The 12,977-nt window shown below is 60.5% G+C and carries 13 protein-coding genes; 5 read left to right on the top strand and 8 right to left on the bottom strand.

Going from position 1 to position 12,977, the window contains the following annotated elements; genetic code table 11:
* Positions 1–106: 106 nt before the first annotated feature.
* The 5 genes from xylB to LRO94_RS14530 are packed head-to-tail and all read right to left on the bottom strand — an operon-like array spanning position 107 to position 6,067.
* On the bottom strand, positions 107–1,567 hold the full coding sequence (xylB, locus tag LRO94_RS14550; RefSeq protein WP_179178987.1) for a xylulokinase: 1,461 nt from the start codon (positions 1,565–1,567) through the stop codon (positions 107–109).
* Positions 1,568–1,583: 16 nt separating this feature from the next.
* Positions 1,584–2,576, bottom strand: coding sequence for a LacI family DNA-binding transcriptional regulator (locus LRO94_RS14545; protein WP_099602468.1), 993 nt, complete (start codon positions 2,574–2,576; stop codon positions 1,584–1,586).
* A gap of 21 nt (positions 2,577–2,597) precedes the next feature.
* Entirely contained in the window at positions 2,598–3,530 is a 933-nt protein-coding gene (locus LRO94_RS14540) for an ABC transporter substrate-binding protein (RefSeq protein WP_032887376.1), read from the bottom strand.
* Positions 3,531–3,564: 34 nt separating this feature from the next.
* Positions 3,565–4,542 carry an ABC transporter permease subunit gene (locus LRO94_RS14535; RefSeq protein ID WP_032887379.1) on the bottom strand — a complete coding sequence of 326 codons (978 nt, stop codon included), beginning with the start codon at positions 4,540–4,542 and terminating at the stop codon, positions 3,565–3,567.
* Positions 4,535–6,067: a sugar ABC transporter ATP-binding protein gene (locus LRO94_RS14530; protein WP_122681016.1), complete on the bottom strand. Its 1,533-nt coding sequence runs from the start codon at positions 6,065–6,067 to the stop codon at positions 4,535–4,537. Before LRO94_RS14530 ends, LRO94_RS14535 begins: the two co-directional genes overlap by 8 nt.
* A 248-nt stretch (positions 6,068–6,315) precedes the next feature.
* Between LRO94_RS14530 and LRO94_RS14525 the strand changes: the two genes are divergently transcribed.
* From LRO94_RS14525 to LRO94_RS14510, 4 genes are all read left to right on the top strand, one after another.
* Complete coding sequence (locus tag LRO94_RS14525; protein WP_233896796.1) at positions 6,316–6,924, top strand: hypothetical protein; 609 nt, start codon at positions 6,316–6,318, stop codon at positions 6,922–6,924.
* A gap of 249 nt (positions 6,925–7,173) precedes the next feature.
* Positions 7,174–8,532, top strand: coding sequence for a sensor histidine kinase (locus tag LRO94_RS14520; RefSeq protein WP_032887384.1), 1,359 nt, complete (start codon positions 7,174–7,176; stop codon positions 8,530–8,532).
* On the top strand, positions 8,517–8,900 hold the full coding sequence (locus tag LRO94_RS14515) for a response regulator (RefSeq protein WP_032887385.1): 384 nt from the start codon (positions 8,517–8,519) through the stop codon (positions 8,898–8,900). Before LRO94_RS14520 ends, LRO94_RS14515 begins: the two co-directional genes overlap by 16 nt.
* 9 nt (positions 8,901–8,909) lie before the next feature.
* Complete coding sequence (locus LRO94_RS14510) at positions 8,910–10,157, top strand: EAL domain-containing response regulator (RefSeq protein ID WP_032887387.1); 1,248 nt, start codon at positions 8,910–8,912, stop codon at positions 10,155–10,157.
* A 5-nt stretch (positions 10,158–10,162) separates the two neighbouring features.
* On the opposite strand, the gene LRO94_RS27875 is transcribed toward LRO94_RS14510, so the two are convergent.
* From LRO94_RS27875 to LRO94_RS14500, 3 genes are all read right to left on the bottom strand, one after another.
* Positions 10,163–10,297 (bottom strand): hypothetical protein, encoded by a 135-nt coding sequence (locus tag LRO94_RS27875; protein ID WP_256583459.1) that lies wholly within the window; start codon positions 10,295–10,297, stop codon positions 10,163–10,165.
* Between the two features lie 11 nt (positions 10,298–10,308).
* On the bottom strand, positions 10,309–10,521 hold the full coding sequence (locus LRO94_RS14505; RefSeq protein WP_179178988.1) for a hypothetical protein: 213 nt from the start codon (positions 10,519–10,521) through the stop codon (positions 10,309–10,311).
* A gap of 68 nt (positions 10,522–10,589) precedes the next feature.
* A complete protein-coding gene (locus LRO94_RS14500) occupies positions 10,590–11,135 on the bottom strand; it encodes a hypothetical protein (RefSeq protein ID WP_032887390.1) in 546 nt (181 codons plus the stop codon).
* A gap of 432 nt (positions 11,136–11,567) precedes the next feature.
* On the opposite strand from LRO94_RS14500, the gene LRO94_RS14495 reads away from it, so the two are divergent.
* Positions 11,568–12,977, top strand: coding sequence for a circularly permuted type 2 ATP-grasp protein (locus LRO94_RS14495; RefSeq protein ID WP_032887392.1), 1,410 nt, complete (start codon positions 11,568–11,570; stop codon positions 12,975–12,977).

The raw sequence follows: 12,977 nt of genomic DNA, 5'->3' as shown, positions 1-12,977 counted from the left end.
TGATTCCACTCGCTCCGAGACTGCGCCGGCGAAATGCCCGTGGCACAGTAAACTCGCAACTGACGCCAGATTTAACTGTAGTTCAATATGCGCGACAGGCAGCCCTTCAATCACGCAGCGCCTTGGCGGCGGGCAATAACTGCTTGAATTTGGCATAGCGCATTTCCAGTAACCCATGCTGAGCCAAATCAGGCTGATAACGCGCCTTCACCGGCATACCCGCCTGCAACAACTCCGCGCCCTGCCCCATCGCCAGAAACCCCAGCTTCGCCGCCCCAATGCACGCACTCAGTTCGCTGCCGTGCAGGGTATGGACTTCCCGCTGGAGGATGTTGGCCAGCAGTTGGGCCCAGTACTCGCTGCGCGCACCACCGCCCACCAGCGCACAGGCGCCAACACTGGCACCAGCGGATTGCACGGCGCGCAACGCATCCAGCAGGCCAAAGCCCACGCCCTCCATCACTGCATAACCGAGCATGGCGGGGTTGCAGTCGTGACCGAGGTTCATAAACCCACCCCGCAACAATGGATCGTTATGGGGCGTGCGCTCACCGGCCAGGTAAGGCAGAAACAGCGGCGTATCCAACGGCACCGGCTGTCCGATCGGGAATTGCGCCTGCACCTGATTCAACAGCGTTTGCTCATCCGCCGTCCCGGTGAGCCGAGTGACCCAGCGCAGGCAACTGGCGCCGGCGAGCATGGCGCCCATGGTGTACCAGCGGTTGGGCAGCGCATGGCAGAAACTGTGCACAGCGCTGGCCGGGTTACCGGCAGCGTGATCGGTGATCGCGACCAAGGCCGCGCTGGTACCAAGGGTGATAAACGCATCACCGGCATTGATCGCCCCCATACCCACCGCGGCCACCGGGTTATCGCCGCCACCACCGGCGATCACCACGTTTGTCGGCAAGCCCAGGCCACTGAGCGTCACGCACGCACTCGCGGCGCCGCCTTCCACCAACCGGGGCATCTGCGCAGGCGTGAGGCCCGTTGCATGCAGCATCGGGGCGAACCACTCACGTTGCGCCACGTCCAGCCACAGCGTACCCGCCGCATCGGACATCTCGCTGATCCGCTCGCCACTGAGCCGCAAACGCAGGTAGTCCTTGGGCGACAGCACACAGTCAATCGCCTTAAATACCTCAGGTTCGTGCTGTTGCAGCCACAGCAACTTGGGTGCAGTCAGCCCGGCCATGGGCAAACTGCCCGTGACCTCGGCAAAGGTCGGCCCCAACTGTTCGGCTTCGGCCACGGCGCGGGAGTCGTCCCACAGGATCGCCGGGTACAGCACGCGGTCGTCCTCCCCGAGTAAAACCGCACCGTGCATCTGCCCGGACAGCCCGATACAGGCCACTCGGGCAAACGCTTCATGCTGGCGCAATTGGTCCAAGGCCTGCAGGCACGCCTGCCACCAATCTTCCGGAGCCTGCTCGGACCAACCGCTGTGGCGCCGTGACACGCTCAAGCGCACGCCGGCATGGGCCAGTACAGCACCGCCGGTATCCATGAGGATGGCTTTGAGTTCCGAAGTGCCGAGGTCGATTCCGAGGGAAACAGGACTGTTCATACGTGCGTTATTCCAATCAATCACAGCCGCAGGAGTTACGTAATTGCAGGGTGGGTGCCAGTCGTACGCTCTGGGGTGGCGCGCCGGGCGCAGCCATGCGCTGCAGCAGCAACTCGACCGCGCGTGCGCCGAGGGCCTTGACCGGTTGCGCGATCAGGCTCAGACGCGGCACAAATAAATCCGCCCAATCGAAATCATCGAACCCCACCAGGGCCATTTGCCCCGGCACCTCGATCTGCGCCTCCCGCAGTGCCTGCATGGCACCAAGGGTCATCAGGTTATTGCCGGCCATGATCGCCGTGGGCGGCGCAGCCAAGCCCAGCAACTGAACGGTGGCCTGGCGTGCCGGCTCAGTGTTGGAGCCGCCGTCGACCAGCAGTTGCGGATCAAACACCAACCCCGCCGCTTGCAAAGCGGCTTTGTACCCCGCCACTCGCTCATCCGTGGTGCTGAATCCGGCACGTCCGGCGATGAAACCGATACGGCGATGCCCATGGGCAATCAGGTGTTCAATCAGGGCCTGGGTCGGTTGGGCATTCTCCACCCCGACTTGATCGAAGTGCTCACTCATCATGCGATCCACCAACACCGCTGGAATCTCGTTGGCCTGCAAATACGCCAGGGCCATCGAGCCGTTGGACGGCGCCAGGACAATCCCATCGACCCGTCGATGATGCAGCGCCGTGACCACCCGCAATTCCTGCTCCGGGTCATCATGGGTATCGACAAACAGCATCATGTAGCCGTGTTTGGCGCACTCGGTTTCAATCGCGTGCACGGTTTCGCTGAAGTAATGGTTGGACAACGCCGAGATCGCCACGCCAAGGGTGTTGGTACTGGAGCGGGCCAGCGAGCGCGCCAGGGTATTAGGGATATACCCCAACGCCTGGATCGCCCGCTGCACTGCCTGCACCGTGGCCGGGCTGACTTTGCGGGTGCCGTTCAACACGTGGGACACGGTCGACGTCGACACCCCCGCCCTGCTTGCCACGTCATCCATGGTGACCACGGCGCCGTTCCTCTCAATAGATCAATGTTTACTGGACCAACCGCTGTACGTACCGACGTTGTCGCGGGTGATCAGTTTGGGGGTCAGCAGGGTAACCGCTTCGGCCGGGGCTTTGTCATTGAGAATGTCATTGCCCACGTTCACGGCAGTCTGGGCCATGGCCCATGGGTCCTGGCTGGCGGACGCCTGGATCTGGGTGTCGGTCTTCAAGGCGTTCTCGATATCCGGCGCGCCGTCCACTGAGGTAATGATGATGCCGCTGCGCTTGAGCTGTTTGGCCGCCAGGTCGCTGCCGATGGCTTGCGGGTCGTTGATTGCGAACAGGCCGTCAATTTTGGCGAAGCGCGTCAGGTAACCCTGCATCACGTTCAAGCCGCCCTCGCGGGAGCCTTTGCCGTCCTGGTCGTCAGAGAGCACCTTGATCTCTGGCGCCCCGGCCAGTGCAGCCTTGCAGCCTTTGACGCGATCGGTCACAGCGGTCACTTGCGGGCCGTTCTGGATAATCACATTGCCTTTGCCCGAAAGCTTGTCCACCAGGTACTGGCAAGCGAGCTTGCCGGCTTCGACGTTGTCGGTCTGCACGGTGGCATTCACGCCTTTGGCGTCCACATCCACAGCGACCACGACGATACCGGCGTCGCGGGCTTTCTTGATCGCCGAGGCCATGGCGGACGGGTCGACGGCGTTGATCAGGATGAGGTCGACCTTGGACGAAATGAAGTTATCGATCTGCGAAAACTGCTTGCTCAGGTCATAGTCGGCCGACACCGAGGTGACCTTGACGTTGGGGTTGAGCTCCTTGGCACGGGCGGTTGCGCCGTCGGCCAGGGTCACGAAATACGGGTTACCCAGCGAGCCCATACTGATGCCAAGGGCTTTGAGCTCCCGGGCCTCCACGGCTTGCGACATCAGGGCGGCCAAGGCAATGACAGGAAACAGGTGTTTAAGCTTCATGGGAGTCTCTCTTGTGATTGTTGTATGAGTGAAATCAGGTCCGCGCACCGGACTGGCGATAACGATCCAGCGCCACGGCGCCAATGATCACGATGCCCTTGATGATGTACTGCCAGATATCCGACACGCCCAGCAGCACCAGGCCATTGGTGAGCACCGCGATAATCAGCGCACCGATCAGCGTGCCGCCAATGGTGCCCACGCCGCCGGTAAAACTGGTGCCGCCGAGGATCACCGCCGCAATCGCATCCAGCTCATAGGATTGCCCGAGTTGCAGGCCATTGGCGGCAAACAGGCGCGAGGCGCTCATCACCGCGCCAAGCCCGGCCAACGCACCGGACATGGCGTAGACAAACAGCAGCACTTTCCACACCTTGATCCCGGACAGCCGCGCGGCTTCTGGGTTGCCGCCCACCGAGTAGATCTGCACGCCCATCACGGTGCGGCGCAGGATGAACCACGACAACGCCACCACTGCCACGGCGATCACCACCAGCCACGGCACGCCAAGGATCGAATCGTTGCCGATAAACGCAAAGGGCAGGTCGGGGTTGAACACGGTTTTGTCATCCGCCAGCAACCGTGCGAGGCCGCGCATCGCGGTGAGTGCACCGAGGGTGACGATAAACGGCGGCAGGCGCATAAAGGCGATCAGCCCGCCGTTGACCAGCCCCAGCAACAGGCCAAAGCCAATCCCGGCGGCAATCCCGAACATACCGAACTGCGGCGACATTGACGCCTGCAATGCCACCACGGCGGACGCGGCTAGAATCGCCCCCACCGACAGGTCGATGCCCGCCGTGAGGATCACAAAGGTCATGCCCGCCGCGAGCACCACGTTGACCGAGGCCTGCTGGGTGATGATCGACAGGTTTTGCACCGTCAGGAAGTTCTCGCTGGCCAGGGCGAAGCCCACCAGCAGCAATATCAGCACCGGCAACATGCCGACCGTGCGCATCAGTTCGCGCACGCGCTCTGCCTTGCCTGTTGTTGCAATCATCGAATCAGCCATGGGCAACCACCTGATCGCCACCGGTGGCGAGGTCAATAATACGTTCCTGGGAAATAGCGTGGCCGGAAGCCCCGCCGACTTCGGCCACCAACTGGCCTTCGCGCATGATCAGCACCCGGTCGCAGGTGCCGATGATTTCCGGCAGTTCGCTGGAAATCACCACAATGCCCACGCCGGCCTGGGCCAGTTGATTGATGATGCGGTAAATCTCGGACTTGGAGCCGATGTCTACGCCCCGCGTCGGTTCGTCGAGGATGAGCACATGGGGCTTGACCTCCAACAGCCGTGCCAGCAACACCTTTTGCTGGTTGCCGCCGGACAACGCGCCGACATTGACCTTGCCCGACGCGACGCGAATCGACAGGGACTTGATAGCGTCATTCGAGCGCTGCGCCGCATGACCGCGATCCAGCAAGCCGCCGGCATGGGCATCCGGCACACAGGCGCAGACGTTGATGTTGTCGGCCACGCTCATATCCAGGAACAGGCCCTGGGCCTTGCGGTCTTCGGTGAGGTACACCACGCCGGCGCGAATCGCGTCCGCCGGGGTGCGCAGTTGGGTGACGGTCTTGCCCACCACTTCCAGGGTGCCGCTGGTGCGAGGGTCGGCAGCGAAGATCAGCCGCGCCAGCTCGGTGCGCCCTGCCCCCACCAGTCCGGCGATGCCCAGCACTTCACCGGCGTGTAAATCGAAACTGCAGTTGCGCACGCGTTTGCCATCGGCCATGTCGCGCACGCGCATCACCACGTTGCCGGGGTTGTAGGCGGCGTGTTCTTTCTTATAGAAGCCGGACAAGTCACGGCCCACCATCATCTTCACCAGCACCTCGGCCGACAGCGCATCGCGGGTGAGTTCGCCGATGTACTGGCCATCGCGCAACACCGAGACGCGGTCCGACAATTCATAGATCTCGGCCATACGGTGGCTGATATAGATGATCGCCAACCCTTGGCTGCGCAGTTGCTTGATCAGCGCGAACAGCCGGTCGGTCTCGCGGGACGAGAGTGGCGTAGTGGGTTCGTCCATCACCAGGATTTTGGCGTGGGCGTGCAAGGCGCGGGCGATTTCCACCAGTTGGCGCTCGGCAATCGACAGGCTGCTGACCTGAGTTGCCGGCGTGAACTCCGCTCCCAGGCGTTGCAGCACTTCGACGCAGCCGGCCTGCATGCCTTTGCGGTCGATGGTCCAGCCTCGGCGCAGTTCACGGCCCAGGTAGATGTTCTCGGCCACGCTCAGGTTCGGGCACAGGCTCAGCTCTTGATAGATCACGGCGATGCCGAGGGCTTTGGCAGTGGCGGGGTTGTAAGTGGCGATGGTTTGGCCGCTGATGCGAATTTCGCCGCCGGGGTCGGCCTGGTAGGCGCCGGAGAGGATTTTCATCAGCGTCGATTTGCCGGCGCCGTTCTCCCCCATCAAGGCGTGGATTTCGCCGGGGTAGACCTTCAGGCCGACACTTTTGAGCACGCGCAAACCGCTGAAGGTTTTACTGATGCCCTGCATCTCAAGCAAGGGTTCAAGGCTCATGGCTGAGCTCCTGGTTTTATTATTTTTGTGGTTAAGCGAGGCCGACTCTAATCCAGATACATTTTCGTACGCAAGCGCTTGCTTAGGCATTTTTGTCATTGAAGAAACGTTTCACCAAGCTGTTTGGTGAAATTTTGAGGGTAGCAGGATGGATTTGGTTACAACCCTATGCCCGTAGGGTAAGGGGCAAAGACAGATGACCTGACTAGAATGCGCGCCCCTCATTCACGCGGAAAAAATCGAAGACCATGCCCCTTTCCAGCGCCGTCGTTTATATCTGGTTTCCCGTATTTGCTAAGCAAGAGACAAACGTCGGCCACGCCGCCCTGTACATCGGCGACCCACATATCGGAAAAAATATAGAGCGCAATTACTACGCGTATGCAAATAGAGAGGCACGGCATGTCGACAGGGGGGCGATCGAGCATGTCAATACCAACTACGTGAGTTGGTGGCCGGAAAGTGACGCGCAGTGGTTAGGCAAGCAGCCGCAAGGACGCAACCTGTTCCTGGAGTCGGACATAAGCGCCGAAGGCAGCCCTCCCCATCTGGTCTATACAGTTTCCGGACTGGACGTGGCGAACATGCGGGCGGAATGGTTCAAAATCAGGAACAAAACCAACGCCCATTACGATCTGTTCCGCAAAAACTGCTCCACCATCGTTTTGCGAATACTCACGGCGGGCGGAGCCCTGAAAAACTTACCCACTGCCAAGCACCTATGGTTTTCCAACAACCTTTACGTCACGCCGAAAAACATCGCGCAGATTTGCAACGAACTGCGCAATCTCAACATGGCCGTTAAGGCCAGAAGCAGCAATTGCCCACAAAGAGAATTCATGTTCGGTCTGCGCTGAGGTAAACCAGCGCTGGCGCAGGTCGTTTATCCATGAGTGAAACGATTCATTAGCGACAAGCCTCAAAGGCACTCATATGAGTGCCTTCCAATCCGAAGAGATAGACCAAGACATCAAATCGCCATAATGTCTGCTATTGTCCAAGGACCTCATCTCCTCCTCGTCGCTTCATCGCGATCTTCTGTGAGCATGCTCTGCGCCCTCGCCCACTGACGATGGCGGGCCTTACGTTCACGGAACCCCACCACGATGGATAAAAGCTCAACCGACCACCCCAGCGAACCGCAGTCACGCGCTGAAAAAATCGTCGAATTCAAACGCCAGAAAACCCTGCTCAAGACCGGCGCCCTGCAAGACGCCATCTTCAATAGCGCTTATTTCTCCAGCATCGCTACCGATGAAAAAGGCGTGATCCAGATCTTCAATGTCGGCGCCGAACGCATGCTCGGTTATGCCGCTGTCGATGTGGTCAACCGCATCACCCCCGCTGACATTTCCGACCCTGCCGAGCTGATCACCCGCGCGGCGGCCCTCAGCGAGGAACTGGATACGCCGATCACCCCGGGGTTCGAAGCGCTGGTGTTCAAGGCCTCGCGCGGCATCGAGGACATCTACGAGCTGACCTATATCCGCAAGGACGGCAGTCGGCTATCGGCGATGGTCTCGGTGACGGCATTGCGCAATCGCAATGACACGATCATCGGCTACCTGCTGATCGGTACCGACAACACTGCGCGCAAACAGGAAGAAGCCGAGCGCAAAGGCTTTGAGCGCGCCCTGGAAGAAAAGAATCTGGAGCTGGAACACGCCAACCACATGAAGTCCGAGTTCCTCGCGACCATGTCCCACGAACTGCGTACGCCGCTGAACGCGGTGATCGGCTTTTCCGAGGCGCTGAAGGACGGGCTGGTGGGCGACATGACTGATGTCCAGCGCGAGTACATCGGCGATATTTTCACCAGCGGGCAGCACTTGCTCTCGCTGATCAACGACATCCTTGACCTGTCCAAGGTCGAGGCCGGGATGATGGACCTGGAACTGGAGCCGGTGGAGCTGGCGGGTTTATTGGCCAACAGCCTATTGATCGTGCGCGAAAAAGCCGCCCTGCAGCGCATCCAACTCAAACTCGACAGCCAGGACGACCTGGGCACGCTGATCCTGGACCTGCGCAAGACCAAGCAAATCGTCTACAACCTGCTGGCCAATGCGGTGAAGTTCAGCGCCCACGGCAGCGACGTGACCCTGGCGGTGCGTGAGGTCAGCCGCGATGAGGTGGGGCTGGTCGCCGGCGATTGGCCGGTGCATGGCTTTGCCCTGCAACCCAGCGCGCACCGCCGCTTTCTTGAGTTGAGCGTCAGCGACAGCGGTATCGGGATTGCCCCGGATGACATGGGCAAGCTGTTCAAAGCGTTCAGCCAGATCGACAGCAGCCTGGCACGCAAATTCGAAGGCACCGGCCTGGGCCTGGCGATGGTCAAGCAGCTCACCGATCTACAGGGCGGCAGCGTTGCCGTGGCCAGCCGCGAAGGCCTGGGCGCACGCTTTGTGGTGTGGCTGCCGCTGCATCGCGCCGCCGCTACTGTGGAGGCCACATGGCCAACATCCTGATTGTCGAAGACAACGAAGCCAACATGCGTCTTGCGCGCTTACTGCTGGTCAACGCCGGCCACATTGTGCTGTGGGCCGCCGACGCCGAGAGCGGCCTGACCATGGCCCGCGAACACCAGCCGGCTCTGATTTTGATGGACATTCAATTGCCAGGCATGGATGGCCTGGCAGCCACTCGCCTGCTCAAGCAAGACCCTCACACGGCTCACATCCCGGTGATCGCCCTCACCGCCATGGCGATGAAGGAAGACCGGGAAAAAGCCCGACTCGCCGGATGCGACGCCTACGTGAGCAAACCCCTGCGCTACAAGGAGCTGTACCAGGAGATCGACACCCTGCTGAACCCAACCCTCACACCTCCTGAATGAGTCCTCTCCATGGCCAGCTCACCCGCAACGCTGTTGATCGTTGACGACGAACCCCAGGTTCGCAAGCTATTGGAAACCCTGCTGCAACACGAGGGCTACCTGACCCTGAGCGCCTGCAGCGGTGAAGAAGCGTTGCAGTTGGTGGCGCAGCAACCACCGGATCTGATCCTGTTGGACATCATGATGCCGGGCATGGACGGCTATGAAGTGGCCACCCAGCTCAAGGGCAACCCGGCCACGGCGAACATCCCGATCATCATGCTTTCGGCCTTGAGCGACATCAGCGCTCGGGTCAGCGGTTTGGAAACCGGTGCCGAAGAGTTCCTCAGCAAGCCGGTGGAGCACTTGGAACTCTGGCTGCGGGTGCGCAACCTGCTGCGGCTCAAAGCCCATGGTGACCAGTTCAAACAACGCAGCGAGCAGTTGGAGCAACGGTTGCACCAGCACACCGTGCATACCACCCAGGGCAATGTGCATGATCTGGTCCGCGTAGACATGGAGAAGGCCTTGCGTGAGGCCATTGAGCGGGGCGAATTCGCCCTGCACTACCAGCCCAAGGTCGAGTTGGCCAACGGCAATATCTGCGCACTGGAAGCCTTGCTTCGCTGGGACCGGCCCGATTATGGCGCGGTGTCCCCGGCGGTCTTCGTGCCGATCCTGGAAAGCCTGGGCCTGATCGTACCGGTGGGTCGTTGGGTGATCGAGCAGGTGTGCCAGCAGATTGCCGAGTGGCAACGCAGTGACATCGGCGCGGTAGAAGTGTCGGTCAACGTGTCCGGCCATCAGTTAATCGAGGGCGACCTGATTGCCGATATCGCCCATAGCCTGGAGAGCACCGGGGTTGAGGCGCACTGGCTGGAAGTGGAACTGACCGAAGGCTCGCTGATGGAAAACACCCAGCACACCATCGCCAGCCTGCAACGCTTGCGCGCCATGGGCGTGAAGATCTCCATTGATGACTTCGGCACCGGCTATTCAAGCCTGGCGTACCTGCGCAGGTTTCCCATCGATACGCTGAAAATCGACATCGCGTTCATCCGCGAGGTCACTACCAACCCGCAGGATGCGGCGATCACCCGCACCATCATTGAACTGGCGCACAGTCTGAAATTGCGCGTAGTGGCCGAGGGCGTGGAAACCCAGGCGCAACTGGCGTTTTTGAAGGAGGCCGGCTGTGATCAGATTCAAGGGTATCTGTTCAGCCGGCCGTTGCCGGTGGTAACGCTGGAGCGGCTATTGCTGGAGCGTCTTAAGTAACGGGCTCAGTCCTGATCTTCGGTGTTGCCCAGATCGGCTGCTTCATCCAGATCATTAAGCGGGACTTCGGCATCATCCATCAGTGACCCGGGATCTTCATTGCCTGGGTCGTTAAGTTCTTCGTCGAGTTCTTTAGACATGACCTTCTCCTCTAACCGCCTTGGGTGTCGATATCTGCATCCGTTTGAGGCTTGGGCTCGCGCTCGGGCTTGAAATCAGGGCTGTAGTCGTTGTCCTTCGCCTTGGGATCGCTCTTGGCCTTGGGATCCTTGGGGGCGTCAGCGCTGGTGCCGGGGGCCGGTTCGCCGCGGTCAATCGCCGGATCGTTACGGTTACTGACTTGTGGATCGTTGGATGTGCTCATGGGTCACCTCTCACTGGGATCTGTAAGGTTAAGGCGCCGCGCTGCGCGTTGAAGTTCCGTCCAATTGCCTAGCGGATCGGATTGTCGACCTGGATATAAAACGCATAGATGCCCAGCAGCAACCAGAACACCATGAACAGCCACGGAGCGCGCATGGAGAACAGCAGCGACTTGCGGTAGCCCTTATGGGAAGACTCCATCTCGGAAAACAGCGGTGATTCGTCATAGGCCATGCCCATTATCGGTTCGCTGCGCAGCAACTCACTTTGCTTGAAGTGCCAGTGATCGATGATGTCATACGCAGCGCGGATGCCCGGCCAGGCGTTCAAGGAACTGAGAATCCCGAGCGCAGCGAGGAAAACCGGCACCACCAGGGTAAACAACTTGCCCCACTCGGGGTTGAGGTTGCCCATGCCGGAGACAAAGGCAATCACCAGAAACGACTGCGCTGTAAGATAGGCGTCGGTACGGTTGGCCAGGATTGAGGTTTCGTACTGAATTTCTCGACGGTAAAAGTCCAGGCGGTCCTTGGGCGAGCCGAAAATCTTGGCGGTGTGCTCGCTGTGATCGTCCAGGCTCGATTCGGGTGTGTCGGGTGAAATGATTCTGGGCACGGGCGTGCTCCACAAGGATTCGAGTTTCGTTAGAAGAACCGGGCGCGAATGAAGTTCAAGTTTGTTCATGCACCACACCAGGGCGCGCATTGCCTCTTTATGGTGAATGGGCTACGTCAGGAAGGGCTCGCTGCTGGGAGGGGCTGACTCGGCCAGCAGGCTTTATGGCGTTTAGGCGGGCTGTGGCGAGCAGGTTTGCCCGCTCGCCACAGCAAACCCAGTCACCTCAAGGGCATTCCGGCACACGCATTGCTTAACCCATTCATCTGCCCGGATACAGGAGCAATCGTTACCGCCCGACCCAGAGCCGACCCCATAAGAAAGTAAGGACCAGGCCTGCTGGCACTCTGCGCCACAGGCTCATAAAAACATGCGTTTTTTGAAGCGGCAGTGCCACCCCCACGCAACCCTGGGCACTGACAAGGTACTGGAATGGCTCTATCTTTCTTTGACGAAATGAATGACGCAAATGGCGTATGCCGTGCGCACTATCAGGATTTCTCCCGCTGGCTGGCCAACACGCCGCCGGAACTGCTGGCCCAGCGTCGCCGCGAAGCCGACCTGCTGTTTCACCGCGCCGGGATCACCTTTACCCTCTATGGTGACGAGCAGGACACCGAGCGCCTGATTCCCTTCGACATCATCCCCCGCAGCATCCCCGCCAGTGAGTGGAGCGTGATCGAACGCGGCTGTATCCAGCGGGTCAATGCGCTGAACATGTTCCTCGCCGATATCTACCACGACCAACGCATCATCAAGGCCGGGATCATTCCCGCCGACCAGGTGCTGGGCAACGAGGGTTATCAGAAGGCCATGGTTGGGCTGGACCTGCACCGCGATATTTACTCGCATATTTCCGGCGTCGACCTGGTGCGCGACGGCGACGGCACTTACTACGTGCTCGAAGACAACTTGCGTACCCCCAGCGGCGTGAGCTACATGCTCGAAGACCGCAAGATGATGATGCGCCTGTTCCCCGAGGTGTTCGCCAAGCAGCGAATCGCACCGGTGGACCACTACCCCAACCTGTTGCTCAAAACCCTCAAAAGCTCAAGCCGCCTGGACAACCCCAACGTGGTGGTGCTGACCCCCGGCCGCTTCAACAGCGCATTTTTCGAACATGCCTTCCTCGCCCGGGAAATGGGCGTGGAACTGGTGGAAGGCGCCGACCTGTTCGTGCACGACCTCAAGGTGTTCATGCGCACCACCGACGGCCCGAAAGCCGTGGACGTGATCTACCGGCGCATTGACGACGCCTTCCTCGATCCACAGGCCTTCAATCCAGACTCGATGCTCGGCGTGCCCGGCCTGGTGGCCGCCTATTGCGCCGGCAACGTGGTGCTGGCCAACGCCATCGGCACCGGCGTGGCGGACGATAAGTCGATCTACCCGTACGTGCCGGAAATGATCCGTTTCTACCTGGACGAGGAACCGATCCTGCAGAACGTACCGACCTTCCAGTGCCGCAAACCCGATGAGTTGTCCCACGTGCTGGCCCACCTGCCGGAACTGGTGGTCAAGGAAACCCAGGGCTCCGGCGGCTACGGCATGCTGGTCGGCCCCGCGTCTACTGCCGCCGAGATCGAGGACTTCCGTCAACGCATCAAAGCGCGGCCTCACGCCTACATCGCCCAACCGACCCTGAGCCTGTCCACCTGCCCGACCTTTGTCGAAAACGGCATTGCGCCCCGGCATATCGATCTGCGGCCGTTCGTGCTCTCGGGCAAGGAAACCCGCCTGGTGCCCGGTGGCCTCACGCGGGTGGCACTGCGTGAAGGCTCGTTGATCGTCAACTCGTCGCAAGGCGGCGGAACCAAGGACACCTGGGTGGTGGAGGGCTGA

Source organism: Pseudomonas sivasensis, from assembly GCF_021391435.1.
GTDB lineage: Bacteria > Pseudomonadota > Gammaproteobacteria > Pseudomonadales > Pseudomonadaceae > Aquipseudomonas > Aquipseudomonas sivasensis.
This window is presented reverse-complemented; position numbering and strand designations above follow the sequence as displayed.